The organism is Serratia sp. GW822-FHT06D09, from assembly GCF_058799515.1.
Genome location: NZ_JBXALO010000001.1, coordinates 355,765 through 376,688 on the forward strand (window position 1 = coordinate 355,765; position 20,924 = coordinate 376,688).

18 protein-coding genes are annotated in these 20,924 nt (G+C 55.1%); 8 read left to right on the forward strand and 10 right to left on the reverse strand.

The window, feature by feature from the left end; all coding sequences use genetic code 11:
• The first annotated feature begins 5 nt into the window (after window positions 1–5).
• Window positions 6–1,310, forward strand: a complete 1,305-nt coding sequence (locus AC1RKG_RS01670) for a c-type cytochrome (RefSeq protein WP_048759055.1) — start codon at window positions 6–8, stop codon at window positions 1,308–1,310.
• A gap of 35 nt (window positions 1,311–1,345) precedes the next feature.
• On the opposite strand, the gene AC1RKG_RS01675 is transcribed toward AC1RKG_RS01670, so the two are convergent.
• Entirely contained in the window at window positions 1,346–2,515 is a 1,170-nt protein-coding gene (locus AC1RKG_RS01675) for a cupin domain-containing protein (protein WP_493181808.1), read from the reverse strand.
• Window positions 2,516–3,115: 600 nt separating this feature from the next.
• On the opposite strand from AC1RKG_RS01675, the gene AC1RKG_RS01680 reads away from it, so the two are divergent.
• Genes AC1RKG_RS01680 through licT form a run of 3 tightly spaced genes read left to right on the forward strand, consistent with a single transcriptional unit; the run spans window position 3,116 to window position 7,256 of the window.
• The gene (locus AC1RKG_RS01680) at window positions 3,116–4,981 is read left to right on the forward strand and encodes a beta-glucoside-specific PTS transporter subunit IIABC (RefSeq protein WP_493181810.1); all 1,866 of its coding nucleotides are present in this window, start codon (window positions 3,116–3,118) and stop codon (window positions 4,979–4,981) included.
• A complete protein-coding gene (locus AC1RKG_RS01685) occupies window positions 4,978–6,390 on the forward strand; it encodes a glycoside hydrolase family 1 protein (protein WP_130015701.1) in 1,413 nt (470 codons plus the stop codon). Before AC1RKG_RS01680 ends, AC1RKG_RS01685 begins: the two co-directional genes overlap by 4 nt.
• A 26-nt stretch (window positions 6,391–6,416) precedes the next feature.
• Window positions 6,417–7,256 carry a BglG family transcription antiterminator LicT gene (gene licT / locus AC1RKG_RS01690; RefSeq protein ID WP_493181812.1) on the forward strand — a complete coding sequence of 280 codons (840 nt, stop codon included), beginning with the start codon at window positions 6,417–6,419 and terminating at the stop codon, window positions 7,254–7,256.
• Here the strand turns inward: licT and AC1RKG_RS01695 are convergent.
• On the reverse strand, window positions 7,253–8,173 hold the full coding sequence (locus AC1RKG_RS01695) for a LysR family transcriptional regulator (RefSeq protein ID WP_493181813.1): 921 nt from the start codon (window positions 8,171–8,173) through the stop codon (window positions 7,253–7,255). The genes licT and AC1RKG_RS01695 overlap by 4 nt on opposite strands.
• Before the next feature lie 99 nt (window positions 8,174–8,272).
• Between AC1RKG_RS01695 and AC1RKG_RS01700 the strand changes: the two genes are divergently transcribed.
• Entirely contained in the window at window positions 8,273–8,845 is a 573-nt protein-coding gene (locus tag AC1RKG_RS01700) for a chromate transporter (RefSeq protein ID WP_261158847.1), read from the forward strand.
• A complete protein-coding gene (locus AC1RKG_RS01705; RefSeq protein WP_020826805.1) occupies window positions 8,842–9,363 on the forward strand; it encodes a chromate transporter in 522 nt (173 codons plus the stop codon). Before AC1RKG_RS01700 ends, AC1RKG_RS01705 begins: the two co-directional genes overlap by 4 nt.
• Window positions 9,364–9,401: 38 nt before the next feature.
• On the opposite strand, the gene AC1RKG_RS01710 is transcribed toward AC1RKG_RS01705, so the two are convergent.
• Window positions 9,402–9,761 (reverse strand): AprI/Inh family metalloprotease inhibitor, encoded by a 360-nt coding sequence (locus tag AC1RKG_RS01710; RefSeq protein ID WP_048759042.1) that lies wholly within the window; start codon window positions 9,759–9,761, stop codon window positions 9,402–9,404.
• A gap of 418 nt (window positions 9,762–10,179) precedes the next feature.
• Between AC1RKG_RS01710 and AC1RKG_RS01715 the strand changes: the two genes are divergently transcribed.
• Window positions 10,180–11,790: a serralysin family metalloprotease gene (locus AC1RKG_RS01715; RefSeq protein WP_128864934.1), complete on the forward strand. Its 1,611-nt coding sequence runs from the start codon at window positions 10,180–10,182 to the stop codon at window positions 11,788–11,790.
• 57 nt (window positions 11,791–11,847) lie between these two features.
• Here AC1RKG_RS01715 and AC1RKG_RS01720 read toward each other — a convergent pair whose 3' ends face one another.
• The 3 genes from AC1RKG_RS01720 to AC1RKG_RS01730 all read right to left on the reverse strand — a co-directional run bounded on the left by AC1RKG_RS01720 (window position 11,848) and on the right by AC1RKG_RS01730 (window position 14,919).
• Window positions 11,848–12,855: an alpha/beta fold hydrolase gene (locus AC1RKG_RS01720; RefSeq protein ID WP_493181815.1), complete on the reverse strand. Its 1,008-nt coding sequence runs from the start codon at window positions 12,853–12,855 to the stop codon at window positions 11,848–11,850.
• Between the two features lie 83 nt (window positions 12,856–12,938).
• Window positions 12,939–14,096 (reverse strand): phytanoyl-CoA dioxygenase family protein, encoded by a 1,158-nt coding sequence (locus AC1RKG_RS01725; protein WP_493181816.1) that lies wholly within the window; start codon window positions 14,094–14,096, stop codon window positions 12,939–12,941.
• Window positions 14,089–14,919, reverse strand: coding sequence for an SDR family oxidoreductase (locus tag AC1RKG_RS01730; protein WP_261107468.1), 831 nt, complete (start codon window positions 14,917–14,919; stop codon window positions 14,089–14,091). Before AC1RKG_RS01730 ends, AC1RKG_RS01725 begins: the two co-directional genes overlap by 8 nt.
• Before the next feature lie 161 nt (window positions 14,920–15,080).
• Between AC1RKG_RS01730 and AC1RKG_RS01735 the strand changes: the two genes are divergently transcribed.
• The gene (locus tag AC1RKG_RS01735) at window positions 15,081–16,121 is read left to right on the forward strand and encodes a LacI family DNA-binding transcriptional regulator (RefSeq protein WP_493181817.1); all 1,041 of its coding nucleotides are present in this window, start codon (window positions 15,081–15,083) and stop codon (window positions 16,119–16,121) included.
• A gap of 85 nt (window positions 16,122–16,206) precedes the next feature.
• Here AC1RKG_RS01735 and AC1RKG_RS01740 read toward each other — a convergent pair whose 3' ends face one another.
• From AC1RKG_RS01740 to AC1RKG_RS01755, 4 genes are all read right to left on the reverse strand, one after another.
• Entirely contained in the window at window positions 16,207–17,811 is a 1,605-nt protein-coding gene (locus tag AC1RKG_RS01740) for a GMC family oxidoreductase (protein WP_130015708.1), read from the reverse strand.
• Between the two features lie 19 nt (window positions 17,812–17,830).
• A complete protein-coding gene (locus tag AC1RKG_RS01745) occupies window positions 17,831–18,361 on the reverse strand; it encodes a sugar dehydrogenase complex small subunit (RefSeq protein ID WP_493181819.1) in 531 nt (176 codons plus the stop codon).
• Window positions 18,358–19,653, reverse strand: a complete 1,296-nt coding sequence (locus AC1RKG_RS01750; protein ID WP_493181820.1) for a cytochrome c — start codon at window positions 19,651–19,653, stop codon at window positions 18,358–18,360. The genes AC1RKG_RS01745 and AC1RKG_RS01750 overlap by 4 nt, the downstream gene beginning before the upstream one ends.
• Window positions 19,654–19,869: 216 nt before the next feature.
• The gene (locus AC1RKG_RS01755) at window positions 19,870–20,775 is read right to left on the reverse strand and encodes a DMT family transporter (RefSeq protein WP_020826815.1); all 906 of its coding nucleotides are present in this window, start codon (window positions 20,773–20,775) and stop codon (window positions 19,870–19,872) included.
• Window positions 20,776–20,924: the final 149 nt, after the last annotated feature.

Below are 20,924 nucleotides of genomic sequence, written 5' to 3' on the forward strand. Positions count from 1 at the left end.
AACTCATGAGCAACGCCCTGAGATGGCTATTTTGGTTGATCGTGGCAATCGTGGTGCTGGCCGGCGGTTATGCGATCTATACGCTGCTGCGGCCGGTCGGTCCGGAACCTGCTGCGCCGATCGCCGGTGCCCCTGCCGGGATCAGCGATAAATTGGCGCGTGGCGAATATCTGGCGCGGGCTGCGGACTGCGTGGCCTGCCACACTGCGCCCGGCGGTAAACCTTTCGCCGGCGGTTTTGCCTTTAAACTGCCTTTCGGCACCATTTACGGCACCAATATAACCGCCGATCCCGACACCGGTATCGGTAATTGGAGTGACGATCAGTTTGTGCGTGCGGTGCGTGAAGGCGTTGGGCCGCAGGGTAATCTTTACCCGGCAATGCCGTACACCTCATACACGGCCATGAGCCGTGACGACGTGTTGGCGATCAAAGAGTATCTGTTCAGCCTGCCGCCGGTGAAGCAGGCCAATCCGGAAAATGGGCTGTCGTTTCCGTTTAACCAGCGCTGGGGCATGAAGTTTTGGAACCTGGCGTTCTTCAACGAAAAACGCTTTGAGCCGAACCTGAATCAGGATGAGCAATGGAACCGAGGCGCATATCTGGCCACCGCACTGGGACACTGCAGCGAATGCCACACGCCGCGCAATTTGGGCTTTGGCATTAATCAGAGTAAAAACCTCAGCGGTGAGGTGATCCAGGGGTGGTTTGCGGCCAACATTACTCCCGATCCGCAGACCGGTATCGGTGCCTGGAGCGAACAACAGCTGTCGCAGTATCTGGCGACCGGCCACGCGGAAGGGCGCAGCAGCGCAGCCGGTCCGATGGCAGAGGCGGTGGAAAACAGCCTGCAGTATCTGACGCCGGAGGATAATCAGGCGCTGGTGAAATACCTGCGCAATATCGAGCCTATCGCCACGGACAGTGCCAGCGCGGTCAATCTGCAGCCGAAGGGGGCAACGTCGTCCAGCGCGATATTGCCGGGCGGGCAGGAAGACTCGTTGGGACGGCGACTGTTCGCCGGAGACTGCAGCGGTTGCCACCAGTGGAACGGAACGGGACGCCAGAGCAAATATGCTTCCTTGGTCGGCAGCACGGCGGTTAACGATCCGCAGGGCCGCAGCGTGGTGCAGGCGATCCTGAAGGGGACGCGCATCAGCATCGGCGAACAGCATGAATTCATGCCGGACTTCGGTGCTCAATACTCGGACGAGGAAGTGGCGGCGGTTGCCAATTATGTTGTCGGCCAATTTGGCGAAAAACAGGGCAAGGTAACGGCCAAACAAGTCGCTGAACAACGCAAACAGTAAGAGGCGGCGAGGGGGGCTGCCCCCCTCGCTACCTGTCATTTTCTGCGCCGGGACATTACCAGTTTGTCTTTGGGGCGATCCAGCCAATCGGCAACCTCGTTATTGAAGTTATCCGCTAACAGGTAGGCTGGAGTTTTCGCCAACCAGTCAGACAGCGAAATGTCCTGATAGATGCCATTATCCAACACGATTAATACCTTAAGATCGTCATCCCCCATATTTTCGATATAGTGACCAAAACCCTGTGGAACATAGCCAACGTCGGTAGGAGAATATTCTTCAGTCTGCACATGGCCGTGCGAACTGAACACCGTCATGCGCCCCTTGCCGGAAATATAGTATTGCCACTCATTGGCATTGGGATGCCAGTGTAATTCCCGCACCGCCCCAGGCTTAACGATTTCTATAATGCCGGTCATGGTAGTGGAAATAGGGAATTCTTTTGAAGAGACCAAGTGCACGCTGCCGGCATCATTTTCGAAGAAAGGCTTTTGTTTCATTAATTCATAGCGATGAGCCAAAGGTGCATTATTTAAACCGCCATCGTGGGCTGGTAAGGGCAGTGCGGGCGGAATGGCGCCGCCGACAATATAAGCCTCACCTTGTTTTGCCTTGGAAAATACCGCCGCCGGCATATTCATGCTTTTTTCCAACACTTCTTTGGGCATATGGGTTACCCAGTCGGTAATGCTGAAGGTGCCGAACTCGGAAAAGTGACCATTATCAAAGGTCAGAACAAAATGTGCGCCGTCTGCCAACGCCTGAATCGAGTGGCCGTAACCCTTGGGGAAATACCAGACGTCGCCGGGGCCGAAATCTGCCACCTCACATTTGCCTTCAGGATCAATGATGGTAATGCGGGCATGCCCCTCCAGCATAAATGCCCATTCGGCAGCGATGGCGTGCCAGTGCAGTTCACGTACGCCACCCGGCTCCAGCGTCATATCCACCCCGGCAACCCCCTCGGAAATCGGGAATTGTTCAACGGTAGCCTCCCTGGCCCAGCCGTTGGGTAAACTGCGTTTCTTACTGTGGCTAAAGACGTATTTATACAGATTTTTTGCATCGGCAGCGGGTTGGAAATTGCTGGGGGGAACTATATTTCGATGTTCATCGGCGCTGGCGGATTTAATCATGCCGCCCATAACACCGGCGGCTGCGGCGCTGACTGCGGAAACTTTCAATATATCTCGACGCGATAACATAGGGCTTTCTCCAAATAAAAGTGGCCCACAGCGAATACGGCTGACTGGGTTTATTCTTTTGTTTTATTGTGTGCAGGGGGTTTATTGCTGAAATGGAAGCATTCGGCAACGGTTAAAGCATAGTGGGTTAAAAACAGGATGCCGCGAATAATATATTAATTTATGTTACTAATTGAGTGCGGCTGTGATTTTTAAATCCGCTTTAAAATAGTTATCTACCGGTATCAAATAAATGTATTCCATTATTAAATAAAAGGTAAACAAAGTGAGTTTAATTAAAGTGGATAATGTGTTTCAGGTGCTATTTTATGCGGTTGAGTAAATGGGTATCAGTAAAAAAGGCATGGCAGGGTACGGCGGGCAACGTTGAAGTGCGTTTTCGGTAAAGAGTGATGTGAATCACAAAGCGTAACTAAGACTATTGCCGAAAAATGGCAACTATGACGATACTTTCGCCGCGATCTTAGCGATCGCCAGACATTTTTATTACGGCGTGTTACTGCTCAGGCAGGCAAGACCAAAATAGGAATGCACCTCTCCTTGTGATGAGGCGCATTTTGATTTTGGTCTTTTTTTTTGCTTTTTTACCGGGGATATTCGATGGATTACAAACAGTTGGGCCTGGAAATTTTGCTGCAGGTCGGGGGCAAGGACAACGTCAGCAAACTGACGCACTGTGCCACCCGTCTGCGGATGGAGTTTAACGATGACAGCAAGGTACAAGCGAAAGCGATCGAGTCCTTGCCTGGGGTGATCAGCGTGGTGGAGCGTGGTGGCCAGTTTCAGATCGTGGTCGGCAACAACGTGCAGCAAACCTTCCGTGCGATGCAAAAAGAAATCGGCGATCTCAGTGGCCGTCAGAGTGAGAAAAATTCCCAGGCGCGGGGCGGGGTGATTTCACAGATTATCAGCGTTATTTCAACCACTTTCACACCGGTGATCCCGGCTATCACCGGTGCGGGGATGATAAAGGCGCTGCTGGCGATCCTCAAACTGACCGGAGTGATAGATGCCGCCAGCCCGACCTACCATCTGCTGGACACCATCGCCGATGCGGCCTTTTTCTTCCTGCCGGTGCTGCTGGCCTACGGTGCGGCAATCAAATTCGAATGTAACCCGATCCTGGCAATGACCATTGCCGGCGCGTTGCTGCACCCCAACTTGGCACAAATGCTGGCGGCGGGCACTGTGATTGATTTCGTCGGCATACCGGTGCGCCTGGCGGATTACGCCGGCTCGGTGTTGCCGATCATTTTCACCGTCTGGTTAATGTCCTATATCGAACGGTTTGCCGAGAAAGTATCGCCGACGATGATCAAGTTCTTCACCAAGCCTATGATTATCCTGTTGGTGACCGCCCCGTTGGCGTTGGTGGTGGTAGGGCCGTTCGGTATTTTCCTCAACGATCTGGTGGCCGCCGGTGCCGCTATCGTCGACGGTAAAGCCAGTTGGCTGATCCCGATGCTGATGGGCGGCCTCCAGCCGTTTCTGGTGATCACCGGTACGGCCTGGGCAATGACGCCGATTGCTGCCGGTCAACTGAGTAAAAATGGTTTCGAAATGATTAACGGCCCAGGCATGTTGGCTTCCAACATTGCACAGGGGGCTGCGACGCTGTGCGTGGCCTTTCGCACCAAAAACAAAAATCTGCGCCAGCTGGCGTCCTCTGCGGGTTTCACCGCGCTGCTGGGTATCACCGAGCCTTCGTTGTACGGCGTGACGCTCAAACTGCGCAAACCGCTGATTGCAGCAATGATCGGCGGCGGCTGTGCCGGTATTTACGCCGGGCTGAGTGGGCTGGTGCGCTATGCCTTCGTTTCTCCCGGATTAGCGGCGCTGCCGGCGTTTATCGGCGAAAACCCAATGAACATTGTCCATGCGCTGATCACCTGCGCCATTGCCATTGTGGTGACTTTTGCACTGACCTGGATGCTGGGGTTCGACGATCCGGTTGAAGAAACGGGATCTGGGGGCTCGGAGGCCGTCAGTGGCGACGAACAGCAAATTTTCAGTCCGCTCAACGGTCAACTGGTGGCATTGGCGCAGGTTAACGACGACGTGTTCTCACAGGGGCTATTGGGTCAGGGTGTCGCAATACGGCCGCAGGAAGGCGTGTTGCGCGCACCGCTGACGGGGGAAGTAGTGACGTTCCTGCCATCCATGCATGCGGTCGGTATCAAAGGTGACAACGACGTCGAGCTGCTGGTGCATATCGGCATTGATACGGTCAATCTGGCGGGACAGCATTTCACTTCCGAGCTTAAAGTGGGCGATCGCGTCCAGGTGGGAGATGAACTGGTGCGCTTTGATCTGGCGGCGATCGTCGGGCTGGGTTACGACATCACCACACCGGTGCTGGTGGTTAACAGCGAAGCTTTTCCTGAGTTGAATTGCCGCCAACCGGGGGCAGTGGATTTTGGGCAGCCCATCATCACCCTTAATAATGCGCAGCAGGAGCAGGCATGATTTACCAACGACTGAACGATTTCCCCGCAGATTTTCTGTGGGGGGCTTCCACCTCTGCCTATCAGGTGGAGGGGGCCTGGAACGAAGACGGCAAAAGTCCATCGATTGTGGATATGCTTGATCACCCGGCAGAAACCGCTGATTTTAAGGTCGCCAGCGATCACTATCACCGCTTCCGAGAGGATGTGCAGCTGTTTGCCGAACTGGGGTTAAAGGCCTACCGTTTCTCGATTGCCTGGACGCGAGTGCTACCGCAGGGGACCGGTGAGGTCAACGCCGCAGGGCTGGATTTTTATCGCCAGTTGATTGATGAACTGCTGAGCCATGGCATAGAGCCTGTGGTAACGCTCTATCACTTCGATCTGCCTTATGTGCTTGAGCTGCAGGGCGGTTGGTCGAACCGCGCCACCATCGATGCCTTTGTCGATTATGCCGAAGTGTTGTTTGACGCATTCGGTGACCGGGTAAAGTATTGGCTGACCATCAACGAGCAGAACACCATGATCCTGCATCCGGGCGCCATTGGCACGCCGAAGGGCGGTGAGCTGCCATCCAGGCGAGTACTGTATCAGCAAAGCCACCATATGTTGGTGGCTCAGGCCAGGGTGATGGCGTTGTATCATCAGCGCTGCCCGGCCGGGAAGATCGGCCCGGCGATAAATACCACCTCGATGTATCAGGAAACCTGCAATCCGCTGGATGCCATCGCCGCCCATAACTGGGAAACGCTGCGTTGCTGGAGCTTCCTCGACGTGGCCGTGCAGGGTCGTTATAACCCGCTGGCCTGGCGTTACCTGCTGGATCGTCAATTGGCGCCACGGATGGAACCCGGTGATGCGGCGCTGTTGCTGCAGGGCAAACCGGACTTCGTGGCGATAAATTATTACTCGACCGCCACCATTGCCGCCAGCCGAGGCGATGCGTCGGACATCAGCGCGCGAGCCGGCGATCAGCAAATCATGCTGGGGGAACCGGGCGTGTATCGCGCGGCGGAGAACCCGTTCGTCGGTAAAACCCGCTATGGTTGGGTGATCGATCCTGTCGGATTGCGGCTGACGCTACGTAAAACCGCGGAACGTTACCATTTACCGATATTAATTACTGAAAACGGCATTGGCGCCCCGGACCAGCTACAGGCCGATGATACAATCAACGACGATTACCGCATCGAGTTTATGCGACAACACGTCGAACAGATGCAGTTGGCCATCAACGACGGCGTCGAACTGATCGGCTATTGCCCCTGGGCGGCAATAGACGTGGTCAGCACCCATCAGGGCTATGCCAAGCGCTACGGGTTTATCTATGTAAACCGGGGTGAGCAGGATCTGAAGGATCTGCGGCGGATCAAAAAGCGCAGTTTTGATTGGTACCAACGGCTGATTGTCTCCAATGGCCGGCAACGATAATAAAAACAGAGGGTGTGGCCGCGACGATGAAAGTCATTAAGGTACTCAATAATAGCCTGGTGCTATCGGCGGATGACGATAACAATGAAGCTATCGTGATGGGCAAGGGTATTGGCTTTAACAGCAAAGTGGGTGACATTCTCGACCCGGCCGCGATAGAGAAAGTGTATGTGGTGCAGAACAGTCAAAAGGGCCGCGATTACCTGCGGCTGATTGAAACCACGCCGGAAGAGCACATCGAGATTGTGCAGATGATCCTGGCGGAGGCTAACCGGCAGCTTAACGGGCGAATTAACGAGCAGATTTTCTTCACCCTGGCGGACCACATCAGTTTCGCCATTGAGCGCTATCACAAGGGTATCGCAATCCAAAATCGCCTGTTGTTCGAGGTGAAGCGCTTTTACCCGCAGGAGTTCGCAGTGGCGACCCAGGCACTGGCGCACATCAACCGGCGGTTGAACATTGCGCTGCCGGAAGAAGAGGCGGGCAATATCGCTTTTCATCTGGTTAATGGTCAAACCGACGTGCAGAACATGGAGCACACGCTGCTGTCGGTGAAGATGCTGAAAGACATTTTCAATATCATCAAATACCATTTTCGCATCACGATCGACACTGACTCGCTCAACTACTCGCGTTTTTTGGTGCATATGCAGTTTTTCATACAGCGAATGGTCGAGGGGCAGCAAATGGCGTCGAAAGACGACTTTATCTTCGCGCAGGTGACCAGGGAGTATCCGCATGCCTATCGCGGCGCACTGCTGATCCGCGACTACGTGAAGAATCTGCTGCAGATGGAGATGTCGAACGATGAACTGCTGTATCTGGTGATCCATCTGACGCGTATCGCCGACCGGACAGATTAGCCGGGCGACTGCTCGCTGACGGCTTCGGCCACCAGATCGCGAAAGCGTTGGATGATGGCCGATGTCCGGTTGCTGCGCAGCGCCAGATAAAGCGGCGCGCTGAGCTGGGCCTGTTCGGCAATGGTTCGGTAAACGATGCCGTCCCCGCCCAACCGCCGCATGGAGGCCGGTACGATCGACAACCCCAGACCGGCACCTACCAGGCTAAGGGTTGCGGGCAGGCGCGGGGCTTCCTGAATAACGCGCGGGCTGAACCCGGCACCGTGGCAGGCCGCCAGAATGGCATCATACAAGCCCTGGCCCGCCGGGCGACGATAAAGAATAAAGGCCTCCCGGGTTAACGCAGTCAGCGGTAGCGGTTGGTCGTCATGGGTGGCCAGCGGGTGACCGATGGGCAGGGCGATCAGCATCGGTTCGCGCAGCACCGGCTCAATTGCCAAACCGGGAATACCGCCCACCGGCGAGCGGACAAAGGCCACGTCGAGCCGCTCATCCACCAAGGCATCCAACAGTTCGCCGCTGCCTGCCTCTTCCAACTGAGTGGTAATGCCAGGCAGGATCTCACGGTAGCGGCGCAGCAGATTGGGCACGAAGGGATGCAATGCGGCGGAGCTGGTGAAGCCGATAGCGATATGCCCTTGTTCACCCCGTGCTGCGCGGTGCACCGCTTCGGTCAGATGCTCTGCCCGCGTCAGTAGCGCCCGCGCTTCATTGAACAACACGCTGCCGGCTTCGGTAACGCGTACGCCACGGGGCAGGCGTTGCAGCAGTTTTACCCCCAATTCCTCTTCCAGCCCCTGTAACAGGCGGGTCAACGGCGGTTGTTGTATAAACAGTCGTTCGGCGGCGCGGGTGATGTTGCCTTCTTCCACCACGGTAACGAAAGCCCGCAGGCGGCGAAGTTCGATCATTGACATACCTTGAAGGTATCCTTGTTGCTTATGAAATGCATTAGACATCATGGCATGGCGACGCGCATCATACCAGCCATCAAAATAAGCGATGTGGAACGGACAATGTCGGAATCTGATGCGGTAAAAAATGACCCGCAGGCAGCACCGCCGGGCAACGGCGAGTTGTTTTTGGGCTTTCTGATGCTCGGGCTGATTGGCTTTGGCGGCGTACTGCCGTTGGCGCGCAATATGCTGGTGGAAGATCGCCGCTGGCTCAGTGGTCAGCAGTTTACCGAGCTGCTGGGGCTGTGCCAGTTTTTGCCGGGTGGCAACGTGATTAACCTTTCGGTAGCGGTTGGCATGGAGTTTCGCGGCCTGCGCGGGGCTTTTTGCGCCCTGCTGGGGCTGATCAGCGCACCGACGGCCATCGTAGTCGGTTTGGGTATGGTTTATGCCCGCTTCCAAAATGACGCGCATGTACAACACGTGTTTGCCGGTCTGGCTGCCGCGGCGGCCGGTTTGTTGCTGTCTACCGGGGTGAAGATGCTGCTGCCGCTGCGCGGTAAATGGCTGGCACTGGGCATTGTGGCGCTGTGTCTGATCGCCATCGCCTGGCTACGCTTGCCCTTACTGCCGACCATGCTGACATTGGCGCCGTTGAGCATCCTGCTGATGTGGTGGAGGGATCCCTCATGATGGCAGTATTGATCTCACTGGCGATCATATTCACCGAGCTGTCACTGCTGGCCTTTGGCGGCGGAATGACCATTCTGCCGGAAATGCAGCGTCAGGTGGTGGAGGTTCACCAATGGATGAGCGCGCAGGAGTTCAGTGCGCTGTTCGCCATGGCGCAGGCCGCGCCGGGGCCGAATATGATGATTGTGCCGCTGGTGGGGTGGCACGTGGCCGGGTGGGCCGGGCTGTTGGTGTCCTCCATCGCCAAGTTCGGCCCGTCGTCGATTGTTACCCTGCTGGTAATGGGCGTCTGGCGACGCTTCAAGGACAAGCCCTGGCGGCGTCGGGTGCAAAGTGGATTGGTGCCGGTGACCGTTGGTTTGGTGGCGGCCAGTGGCGTGCTGATTGCCGAAGCTTCCGCGCCGAATTGGCCGTTGGCGATGATTATCCTGCTGGCAACGGTGCTGAGCATGAGCAAACGTATCCACCCATTATGGGTGTTGGCGGGCGGGGCAATACTGGGGCTGTTGGTGGCGTAATCGATATTGGCGGCAGGGGCTGCTGCCGCCAGAGTGATTTACTGGCGCGGCGTCAGCGAAAAGCGGGGCTTGCCGTTATGGTTCATCACTTCATAGCGTTTGGGGGCCGTCAGCGCCAGAAACGCTACCATGCTGCCGTCGGCATTGGTCAGCGTCATGCCGTCCGGCGTCGGGCGCCAGGCCACCGGCAGTTCGGTGAGCGACAAGGGTTGCAGACACTGCTCTGAAGCGGTGAAACGGTAGGCGTTAGTCCCTTCGATCAGTTCATCGCTTAATTCAACGTTGCAGGCTGGGGCTTTGCCTTCGGCATCGTTCAACTGCCAGTGCCCCTTCAGCGCAGAGGGGGCCAGCAGGGGCAGTGAACTGGCAAAGGTAGTGCTGCTTAACATAAGGCTCATAACAACTCCTGTCAGGGCAACGCGCCTGAGTGCGCGCAAAGAGAGAAATCTCGACATCGGCCACTCCTTACTGAAATCCGTTAATACCATAGCACGATCCTTGTTGCTGGGTGATCCAAGGATAAGTGATTTTAATACTCGTTTATTCTGAATCAATGAATAACCCGCAGTATAAATGACGAGCAATTAAAGCCAGTAGTCTTCATGTTATTGTGGTCTATATTTTTCAATTATTTGTTTTTAATTGCTTTAATGATTTTATTTGATTTGAAATGCCTGCTTATTATTCCACTGTTGTATGGTTGCGCCGTCAGACTAATTCCCTATGCTGGATTGCGGAACTGGAATGTTCCCATTAGTTATTTTGATTGAATGCCTCACCAATTGACTGAATTCCTATTGTGTAAAGGAGAATGCGATGAACCGCAATCACAATGAAATTTTGCAAGATGACGAAGCGTTTACCGGCCTGGCGGCCACATCCCCCCACGATCCCAACTATCAATTCTACTATCACCAAACCGGCAGCATCTACAATGGACTGGGCTATGGCGCTTATCTGACGTTGGATAATGCCAATCTCTACAGCAACCAGCGAGGCACCGGCCCGCTGACTACCTGGGGTAAGACCCGCGAAAACTACAGCTCCGAGCGCGCTGCCGATCAGCTGACTCGCAGCGGGTATACGCACAACGGCGACAACGTTTTCCATCAGCCGGCAGATCTGACCTTTTCCTTCCTGACCCAGGAAGCGTTGGATGTTATCGGCAGAACCGGAACGGGTAACAACGCCAATAAAGGGCTGGAGCCGTTGACCGAAGCGGCTAAAAGTCAGGCGTTAAAATCGATGCAGGCCTGGGCAGACGTGGCAAATGTCACCTTTACCGAAGCGCAGTCCACGGATCTGAACCACCGGGCAGACATCACCTTCGCTTATTACACCCAGAAAGCCGATGGCAGCGCTGCGGATGACAATGCCTTTGGTTACTATCCCGCCACCTCTGATCCTGCGGATGATAACAGCTACGCCGGTACGGTCTGGTTTAATAAAGGTTTTCTTACTCATCAAGCGCCGGTACCGGGGGATTTCAGCAGCCAGACCTTCACCCATGAAATTGGCCATGCATTGGGCTTGATGCACCCTGGCGATTATGATGCTTCCGACGACAAGGACCCCACTTATATCGATGACGCCGTGTATTATCAGGATTCGGTACAATATTCGATAATGAGCTACTTCAGCGGCAATAACACCGGCTCCGATACCAAAGGGGTCAACGGTTATGGCCCGATGATTGACGACATCGCCGCGATGCAGAAACTGTACGGTGCCAATATGGAAACGCGCACCGGGGATTCGGTGTACGGGTTTAATTCCAATACCGGGCGTGACTTCCTGACCGCAACGGCGGATAACGGCAAGCCGGTGAACTTTGCGGTGTGGGACGCGGGCGGCAACGACACGCTGGATTTTTCCGGCTACAGCCAGCAGCAACTGATTAATCTCAATGACGGCGCCTTTTCCAGCGTCGGCGGCGGCACGCAGAACGTATCGATCGCCAATAATGCGGTGATCGAGAACGCCATTGGTGGCAGTGGTCGTGATGTGCTCATCGGCAACGAACAGGACAATTTACTGGCCGGCAATGCCGGTTCGGACATGTTGTATGGCGGGTTGGGGGCGGATCATCTGTGGGGCGGCAAAGACGCCAACAACTTCGCCGATTATTTCGTTTACCTCAATGCTAATGAGTCCACCACGACGGCATTCGATGTGATCGAGGATTTCGAGCACGGCGTCGACAAAATCGACCTTTCCGGGCTGCGTTTCAACAACAGCCTGAGTGAACTGCGGTTGATCGACAGTGCCGACAGCTTCAGCGGACAGAAAGGCGAGTTCAAACTTAACTTCGATACCTTTAACGGCACGACCGATTTATTGCTGAATACCCATAACGACAGCTATGCGGCGGATTTCAAAATCCAGGTCGTAGGCCAGGTGGAGCAAAGCGATATTCTGTTTGCCTGAGTGCCGCGCTTGATAAGGGCCCGAGGGCCCTTTTTCTCAAGCTGCCATCTCCGGTTTTTAAGGGCGGAGAGCCCTGATCAGCGCCTGATTGAACCGTTCGGGCTCTTCCATTTGCGGCGCATGCCCCAGGCCCGGGAATTCGATCAGGTTGGCGTGCGGGATCATTTTCGCCACCTGTTTCCCCAGCAGATTATAGTGCCCGAGCTGAGCCTTGACGGCGGGGGGAGCGATATCGCTGCCGATGGCGGTGGTGTCGGCGGTGCCAATCATCAAGGTGGTCGGCGTTTGCAGATCCTTGAACTCGTAGAACACCGGCTGGGTGAAAATCATGTCGTAAATCAGCGCCGAGTTCCAGGCCACCAGGCGATGGCCAGGCCCATTGTTCAGCCCGGCCAGCATATCGACCCAGCGGTCATATTCCGGCTTCCAGCGGCCAACATAATAGGTCTGCAGTTCGTACTGTCGAATACCGGCAGCGGAGGTTTTCAATTCACGCTCGAACCACCGATCGACGCTGCGCCACGGCACGCCTTTGGCTTTCCAGTCTTCCAGCCCAATCGGGTTGACCATCACCAGCCGTTCCACCGCCTGCGGGTACATCAGGCTATAGCGGGTTGCCAGCATGCCGCCGGTAGAATGGCCGACGATCACCGCTTTAGCGATTTTCAGGTTATTCAATAGCGCGTGGGTATTGTTCGCCAACTGCTGAAAGCTGTATTGGTAGTGCTGCGGTTTGGTGGAGCTGCAAAAGCCGATTTGATCGGGCGCGATCACCCGATAACCGACCTTGCTTAGCGCTTTGATGGTGTCTTGCCAGGTGGCGGCGCAGAAGTTTTTGCCGTGCATCAGCACCACAGTATGGCCGTTGGCATCGCCCTCTGGCGGCACGTCCATATAGCCCATGCTTAACTGCTGCCCCTGAGAGCTGAAGCTGAATTGTTGCAGCGGGTAAGGGTAATGAAAGCCCTGTAGCTCCTGACCGTATTTGGGCGTTTCGGCAGCCACGCTGGCAGAAAAGGCGGCCAGCACAGCGGCTAGCGCGACTCGACGGGTCAATCTCAGCATCCTGATGTCCTTATGAAAATCGGCAAGAGTCTGAGTATAGCCGTAAAGACCATGCCTCCCTGATGAAAAGGAGGCATGAAACGCTAGGCGCTGCGCAACTGTTGTTGGCGCTCAAGCTGCTGGTTGAAATGCGCGGGGGCCCAATCCGCCTGCAGTGCCTGCATCAGCAACTGCTGCTGGGTCTGCGGAGCCAGTCCGGCCAGCGGCGGATCGCTGTCCAGATTGGTGGGGAAAGAGTAGCCGTCTGCCGCCGCCGCGACGGTCGCCGCCAACTCCGCACCCAGCAGTTCTCCTGCTTGATAGCGCCGCAGCAACGCCGGATAGATCTGCTGCAGCAGGCGCAAGCGGTTCACGGTTTCCATCGGCTTGCCGAATGCCGATGAGACCTGCAACAGATTGGCGATGCGCACATGGTCGCGGGTGACATTGTTGCCCGCAGCATGGAACAGCGCCGGGTTAAAGAACAGCGTGTCTCCCAGCTCCAGCGGCAGCTGTACGGCATGTTGCTGGAAATAGTCGATAAACTCCGGACGTCGCCAGGCCAGGTAGCCGCCGGGATACTGGTGTGAGAACGGCAGTAATTGAGTTGGGCCGGACTCCAGCGGCATCGCAGAATGCGCCACTGCACCTTGCAACGTCAGATACTGGGACAGCAGTTGCAACGGCAACGGAAAACGTTGTACGTCCTGATTTTCCTGAAAGCCCAGATGGTAGTCACGGTGCGGTTGCTGCGCTTTGCCCCCAGGGCGCACTACGTTGACCTGCGCCGTCATTTGATACCAGGGGCCGAGCCAGGCTTCGCTGACCAACGCCAGCACAGGGTTGGCGTAGTAATCAATAAAAGCATCGGGATCGTGCTGGGCGGCCTTTTGCAGCGAATTCCAGATGCGGCCGTTATTGCCGGCGGCAGAGAAGTGATCGCCCGCGTTCCCTCTGGCGGCCTCCTCCTGGAAAATGGCTTCGAAAACCCGGTTATGGCGCTCTATGATGCTCTTGTCGGGATAGGTATTTTTAATCACCAGCACGCCGGGGCCGGTGGAAAGTGCCCGGTGCAGCTCACTCAATACCGAGGTTTTATCGGTTTGCGCACGCTCAATCAGCGTGGCGGCGTGATAAATCAGCACGTTTTTTTGCGCGTCGGCCGCCAGTGGATAGTCACTCAATGTGAGCGACTGCTCACATGTCTGGCCAAAGTCATCAACCGAAAGCCGGTCAGGCTGTAAAAAAAGAGTTTCACTCATGATGTGCTCCCGAGTTCAGGCTCAGCGGGTGGTCCGGTTTAGGTGAGCCGCCATCGCCGCAGCCAATCACCCCCTGATCGAAGTCGACAACCGCGCCGGTCATCATTCCGGACTCCTCAGACAGCAAGAACGCCACCGCACGCGCCACTTCCCGTGGTTTCAACAAGCGCCCAAACGGCTGTTGTCGTTCCGCCTGCGCTAACCAATTCTCATCGGCGTCGTGATACTGGCGCTGAATTTCATGCTCATGTGGCGTGTCCATCCAGCCGATATTCAGGCCGTTTACCCGGATGCGGTTGCGCATGGCGCTGAAGGCGACGTTTTTGGTCAGGGTGATCAGTGCGCCTTTTGACGCGGCATAAGGCGCGAGAAACGACTGACCCCCGTGCGCAGTAATGGTAATGATGTTAACGATGGAACCCGCAACCTGATGCTTGATCATCACTTTGATGGCTTCCTGCATCAGGAAGAAGGGCGCGCGAATATTGACGGCGAAAATGGCGTCAAACAGCTCTGGCGTGGTGTCGATTATGGTACCGCGGTCGGACATGCCGGCGCAGTTAACCAACCCATGCAGGGTACCGAAAGCGTTTTCCGCTTCGGCAATGACGTTGCGGCAGGCTGCCGGATCGGCAATGTCAGCGGTGACGAATCGGGCATCGCAGCCGGTAGCGCGTAACTTCTCTGCCTGGGCGGCCCCCGCTTTCTGATTGCGGCCGCAAAGCATCAGCCCGGCGGCTCCGCGCTCGGCCAGCAGTTGTGCCACCGCAGCGCCTAGCCCCTGGGTTGCTCCCGTCACCACGTAATAGTTTCCGGAAAACATAGTGTTTACATTCTCGTGCATTGCGTCAGCCTCAGATAATTTTTGATATTGAAAATCAATCGGTTGTTTTTATCTTCATCTTGCTATTGCTAACCCTAGCATCTACATTTTGTTAACAAAACCTCACTGAAACCTCAAAAAGACCTCAATTTGGTGGCGTCATGAAATTCTCTATCAAGCAAATTGCCGCGCAGGCGGGCGTCAGCAAGGCAACGGTCGATCGCGCGCTGCATCAGCGGGGCAAGGTGCATCAACAAACCTTGCGGCGTATTGAGCAGGCGTTGCAGGATTTGGAAAATCAGCAGCGCAGCGGCCTGGCCAGCGGCCGTACGCTGCCGATTGACGTGGTGATGCACACGCCGCAGCGTTTCAGTCAGTTGGTTACGGATGCACTGTGTAGCCAGTTGAGTGCTTTTGTGCCGTTTCGCATTACGCTGCGCTTTCATATTTTCGAACAGATCGGTACCGCTGAATTGCAGCAGGTGCTCGAGCGCTGCCGTAGCCAGGGCTCTTACGGGGTGATCCTGAAGGTGAGCGATGAGCAATTGCTCAATGACAGCGTCGGTTTGTTGCAGCAGCAGGGCATACCGGTGGTGACCATAGTGACCGATCTGCCACAAAGTCGGCGCATCAGCTATATCGGCATGGATAACCGAGCCGCCGGTCGTACAGCGGCTTATCTGATGGCACGCTGGTTACCGCCCCAGCCGCAGCGGGTGGCAGTGGTGATCAGCAGCCAGGGTTTTCGCGGCGAAGAAGAAAGAGAGAGTGGATTCCGTCAATGGCTGCGGGAAAGGGCACCGTACCTGAGCGTGGTGGACATTAGCGGCGGCCTGGGGGTGTATGCACCGACTCTGGCACGGGTGACGGAAACGTTGCGCTGTCATCCGGATATTCACGCGGTTTACAGCGTCGGTGGCGGGAACTCCGCGATTGTTGAGGCGTTCAGCCGGCAACAGCGGCCGCTGGCGGCGTTTATCGGCCACGATTTGGATCAGGAGAATCGCCAACTGCTGGCACAAGAGCGGATTGATGCGGTGATCGACCACGATTTACAACGGGACGCGCGCAATGCCTTCCAGGCCATTTTGCAACACCACGGCTTTGTTCCCGGCAATATCATCACGCATGCCTTTTCAAGGGTTAGCGTGGTGACGCCGTTTAATCTTTCAATGGTCGACGAACCCTCTGCCGGTGTTTAACGCCGAAGGTTTTTGCCACCGGCGAACCGGTGGCGAAGGGGGGAAATCAGCCTGGTGACGGGCTCTTTTTAACGGCAATAGGTTATTAAATCTCTTTATTGATGATATCGGCAACGCGCAGGGCAATGGCATAGCCGGTTAAGGTTGGATTCACCACGGTAGAGCTGGGGTGGACGCTGGTGCTGGTGATAAAGAGATTGGCATGATCGAAGGAGCGGCACTCGTGGTTGACCACCGAGTCCCGTGGATCACTGCCCATAATAGTGGTGCCCATGATATGGGAACTGGGTACCCATGCCTGGATGTCATTTAGCACTTCAGTGGCGCCAAATAACGCCTTGAACTGCTCATAGTCTTGATAAAGTTGGCCCATGGCGTTCAGGGTGTATTCATGTGCGATGTCGTAATTGATACGCGGCGTCGGCAAATTAAGCGCATCGCGCTTATTGCTCAAAGTGACGCGGTTCGCGGGATCGGGTAATACCTCGACGTAGGACGCAATTTTCAGGTAGCGTGCGCTATTGTGACGAATAAGACGATCCAGCTCAGGGCCGACGATACCCTGGTCCAGCAAACGCTTGGTGATCAACTCGTTAGGGACGGTATTATCGAGAAAGTGGCGGATTGCCGCATGCTGGTGTCGCAGCGGCGTGTCGCGCCAGGTGTTGATGCTTCCCTGCTGCGTCGGACCACGACCTGCCCAAACGGGATCTTTCGCCAGCATGGCGATAGCCCGCCCAGTATGACCCATCATGTTACGTCCGACCTGATCCGACGAGTTGCCTATGTCCGACATCAGCATCAATTTCGGTGTTTCTACCCCATGGGCAGCCAGCACGAAATAGCGAGCCGTGAGGCGCGTACTTTCCCCCTGCGGATTTTTATAGTGCACGGCGACGATTTTGTTGTCCGGGCCTTTTTCTATACGGTAAACCACCGCATTCACCCGCAGCTTTGCCCCCCGATGCTCTGCCCAAACGACCGGCTTATCGCCAGAGAACTGCGCACCGATCGGGCAGATAGGGGCACAGTTGTTGTTACCCGCGCATATTGGTCGCCCTTGATAGGGGCGGGTCGCACGTGCATTGGGTTCATCGACGAAGTGGTGATGGGCACTGGAGACTTTTTCCGCTACCTGCTGGGTCAGATAGGTCCAGGGTTGCATCGCCATGGGATAAGGTTTGGAGCGTGGGGGATAGGGTTGTTCACCATGGCCACGCTGGTCATCGGTATCGGATCCGCTCACGCCAATTTCTTCTTCGGCCAATTGGTACCAGGGTTCCAGCGTGTCGTAGTCAATAGGCCAGTCACGACCGTGCCCATAGAGCGTTTTTAATTTGAAGTCTGCAGGCAGATTACGCCAGGTTGCCCCGCCCCAGTGCCAGGTGGTTCCCCCAACCAGACGCAAGAAGGAAGGCTTTTGGGTAATATTGCCCACGCTCTCAATATAGTCGTCAGAATACTTGCCGGTCGCCGATTTGGGCGCCCAGGGCAGGTCTGGGTAAGGGCCGTTATAATCTGATTTATTCCCATATTGGCGAAATGCTTCAAGGATTTCCGCACGCTTAACGCGGGGGCCTGCTTCTAAAATGATGACGGATCTTCCTTGCCTGGCAAGGCTGTTCGCAATAGCACCGCCTAAAATACCGGCACCCACGACGATAATGTCGCAATCATATTCAATGGCCATATTTGCTCACTAATGATCTTCAATTTTCTAAATTTGGCGTGGCTATCCAGTAATTGGGTCGCGCGCGAATATAGGTAGGGATCACGGTCACATCACTCGTTGCCTGGAACATCAAGGCTTTCTCGTAATTCACTACCACGGCCTGGCGGCCACGCCCTACATTACCGGTATAAAAGCTCTCTATAATTAGCAGTGCTAATTTCCGATTTTCATCCTCTGCGGGCAGGGCAGAAATAAAGGATTGAACATCGGGGGCACCACTATCGCTTATCTTTTTTTCCAACATGGCGAGCCTGTCGCCAAATTTCTCGGTATGGGACGCCATGGTTGAATACATGGCAGCGGTAAATGCCGGATCGAGGTTCTGTCGGAGGGTCAGCCACTGAGCCAACTGATTAAAAAGCCCCTCTGTGTATTTGTCATCGAGCCGTTTTAGCGGGGTTGAAACGGCATTGACCGACAGAAAGGCAGCCCCCGCGATGAGGGTGCTTTTCAGCAGATGGCGACGAGAAAAGCCGTAGCTCGCTTTACTTTTGCTCTCTTTTTTCATTGCACGACGTCCTCATTGCTGGAACCACGCAGTTTTTCAACCTGATCGGGGGTGACGTTGAGTGCATGTCCGCCGAAGCTTTCCACCAGATATTCAGCCAGTTGAGCGATTTGTTGATTGCTCAACTGATCTGAGAACGCGGGCATAAAGTAGTGGTCCTTACCGTTGTTCACGTTGGCGCCGTGTAGAATGACCTGAATCAGGTTGTTGGCGTCGTTCGCACCGATCACGCTGTTGCCGAGCATTGAAGGGTAATAACCGTCCGTTGTGCCGGCACCTTCTCCGCCATGGCAGCTTGCACAATTGTTCAGATAAATGTTGGCGCCCGGCATTTCGCCGTTCGGCCTCGGCTGCACCTGAGATGAGCGCGGTCGGGTCTGTTCATCACCTACGGCCTGTATGTCTTTCAAATACCCTGCAATGGCGTTCAGGTCCGCATCATTCATTTTGCTGAAGCTGTGGGTAATGGCTTCAGCCATGGAACCGGCTGCCTGAGCTTTAAAGGGGACATTGCCTGTTTTCAGATATTGAACGATCTCTTGCTGTGTCCAGCTACCGATACCTGATGCTTTGTCGCTGGTGATGTTAAACGCCTCCCAGCCGCCAATCTTGGCGCCGGCCAGGAAGCCTTTCTGGCTTTCGTCATAGGCTTTTTCTTGCATGCCCAATCCGCGGGGGGTGTGGCAAGAGCCGCAGTGTGCGGCGCCTTGCACCAAATAAGCGCCACGGTTCCACTCTGGGCTGCGGTCTGATTTGTATTGATAAGCCCCTTTCTCCAGAAATAGAGTATTCCAGGCCATCAGCGGCCAGCGCAGGGTAAGGGGCCAAGAGAAGTCAGGCTTTTTATTCGGTTGGTTAACAGGCTCAACGCCATGCATAAAATAGGCATACAGGTTGGCAATGTCTTCGTCCGTTAACTTGGTGTAAGAGGGGAATGGCATTGCCGGATAAAGATTTGAACCATCACGTCTAATCCCTTCCCGTAATACCGTCTTAAAATCTTCCAATGTATATTCGCCAATACCGTAGGTTTTATCTGGCGTGATGTTGGTGGAGTAAATATTGCCCATGGGCAATGGCATAGCCAACCCCCCGCTAAAAGGCTTGCCACCCGACGCGGTATGGCAGGCCACACAGTCTGAAGCAATGGCTAAATAACGGCCTTTGTGCTGTGCAAAATCACTCTCTGCGTCAGCAGTTTGCGCGTAACTCAATGAAGAATATAAAGGCATCACGACGACCAGGAAACGGGGCAGCCTCTTTATACTCCAATGAGTTTTTTTATTACTCATCTTTGTTTTCCAAACCAAAATGGTGATATATAGCGTTAAGATACAAAAATACTGTAACGGTTTAGTATTCAATGTATTGATCTGCGGCCGCTAATGTCAACGGTTATGTCTGTCGTTCAGCATTAATTGTTAATTTTTAGTGGGATGTAAATGGCGGAGTCAGGTTGGGGAGTTTTGGGATAAAGCGCCTTGGGATCAGGCGCTTTTGACGTATGTTTATGCCACCGGGCGCCGCCATAACCCAGCAAACCGGCCCGGTTTGGCAAACATCACCAGATTGCCAAGCAGGATCAGGCACAGGCCTATCACCGCATTGGTGTGCCACTGATAGCCTTCATACAGGGTTGAAATGGTCAGTGCCACCAGAGGAAACAGCAGGGTGCTGTAGGCAGCCGCCCCGGCGCCGATCCGCCCCAGCAGGCTGAAATAGGCCGCAAAGGCAATCACCGAGCCGAAAATCGCCAGATACAGCAACGAGCCGATGTAACGGGTGCTGAACTCAATCTGGAATGAGGCGCCCTGGGCCAACGCAATCAGCGCCATCAGGATTGCGCCGTAGCTCATGGCATAGGTATTGGTGGAAAGAATGTCCAGCCCATGCCGCTGGTGGCGGGAGCTGATCATATTCCCCAAAGAGAAGCCGTAGGTGCCAAGAGCGCTCAGCCCGATGCCTTTCAACAGGTCCGGCGCCATTTGCGTTGCCACCAGATCTTGCCAGAACAGGGCGACGATCCCGGTCAGGCCCAGCACCGCAGCCGGTAACAGATTGGGGCTAGGGCGCTGGCGAAAGAAAATAATGCCGTTAACGGCATTGAACAGCACTGCCATCGAGAAAATCACCGATTCCAGCCCGCTGCTGATGTAGGCTGCGGCATGGTAAAAACAGTAGAAGTTAAAACCGAAAACGCAGCAGCCTTGCAGGACGCAAAACAGATGGTCGCGCAGGGCGATACGGCGCAGACGTCGTGCCAATAAAAGAATGACGAGCATCACTACTGCGGAGACCACAAAACGGTAACTGATGGAAACGGGAATGGCCACCGGGCCTTCCTGCTGCAGGGTAATGGCAATCCAGGTGGTGCCCCAAATCAGCACCACGGCAAGGTACAACAGCACGTTCATAATTAACTCCGGCAAAATGGATAGGCTCAGTATCCGCCGCTGCACGGCGCCGCGCTTTCAGCGCTTTGCGAGCAATTGCATATTCTTGCGCTTTTTTTGGCAAAAGCGCGTGCTGATGGCTGGTATGGCATCGCGCCACTCTCTAAACT

Bases quoted from the DNA above. Each gene is read 5' to 3' on its own strand.
- AC1RKG_RS01740 (WP_130015708.1), bottom strand. From the start codon at position 17,811: ATGGCCATTGAATATGATTGCGACATTATCGTCGTGGGTGCCGGTATT.
- AC1RKG_RS01735 (WP_493181817.1), top strand. From the start codon at position 15,081: ATGAAATTCTCTATCAAGCAAATTGCCGCGCAGGCGGGCGTCAGCAAG.
- AC1RKG_RS01755 (WP_020826815.1), bottom strand. From the start codon at position 20,775: ATGAACGTGCTGTTGTACCTTGCCGTGGTGCTGATTTGGGGCACCACC.
- AC1RKG_RS01700 (WP_261158847.1), top strand. From the start codon at position 8,273: ATGTCGGAATCTGATGCGGTAAAAAATGACCCGCAGGCAGCACCGCCG.
- AC1RKG_RS01670 (WP_048759055.1), top strand. From the start codon at position 6: ATGAGCAACGCCCTGAGATGGCTATTTTGGTTGATCGTGGCAATCGTG.
- AC1RKG_RS01725 (WP_493181816.1), bottom strand. From the start codon at position 14,096: ATGAGTGAAACTCTTTTTTTACAGCCTGACCGGCTTTCGGTTGATGAC.
- AC1RKG_RS01750 (WP_493181820.1), bottom strand. From the start codon at position 19,653: ATGAGTAATAAAAAAACTCATTGGAGTATAAAGAGGCTGCCCCGTTTC.
- AC1RKG_RS01710 (WP_048759042.1), bottom strand. From the start codon at position 9,761: ATGAGCCTTATGTTAAGCAGCACTACCTTTGCCAGTTCACTGCCCCTG.
- AC1RKG_RS01705 (WP_020826805.1), top strand. From the start codon at position 8,842: ATGATGGCAGTATTGATCTCACTGGCGATCATATTCACCGAGCTGTCA.
- AC1RKG_RS01685 (WP_130015701.1), top strand. From the start codon at position 4,978: ATGATTTACCAACGACTGAACGATTTCCCCGCAGATTTTCTGTGGGGG.
- licT (WP_493181812.1), top strand. From the start codon at position 6,417: ATGAAAGTCATTAAGGTACTCAATAATAGCCTGGTGCTATCGGCGGAT.
- AC1RKG_RS01745 (WP_493181819.1), bottom strand. From the start codon at position 18,361: ATGAAAAAAGAGAGCAAAAGTAAAGCGAGCTACGGCTTTTCTCGTCGC.
- AC1RKG_RS01715 (WP_128864934.1), top strand. From the start codon at position 10,180: ATGAACCGCAATCACAATGAAATTTTGCAAGATGACGAAGCGTTTACC.
- AC1RKG_RS01695 (WP_493181813.1), bottom strand. From the start codon at position 8,173: ATGTCAATGATCGAACTTCGCCGCCTGCGGGCTTTCGTTACCGTGGTG.
- AC1RKG_RS01680 (WP_493181810.1), top strand. From the start codon at position 3,116: ATGGATTACAAACAGTTGGGCCTGGAAATTTTGCTGCAGGTCGGGGGC.
- AC1RKG_RS01675 (WP_493181808.1), bottom strand. From the start codon at position 2,515: ATGTTATCGCGTCGAGATATATTGAAAGTTTCCGCAGTCAGCGCCGCA.
- AC1RKG_RS01730 (WP_261107468.1), bottom strand. From the start codon at position 14,919: ATGTTTTCCGGAAACTATTACGTGGTGACGGGAGCAACCCAGGGGCTA.
- AC1RKG_RS01720 (WP_493181815.1), bottom strand. From the start codon at position 12,855: ATGCTGAGATTGACCCGTCGAGTCGCGCTAGCCGCTGTGCTGGCCGCC.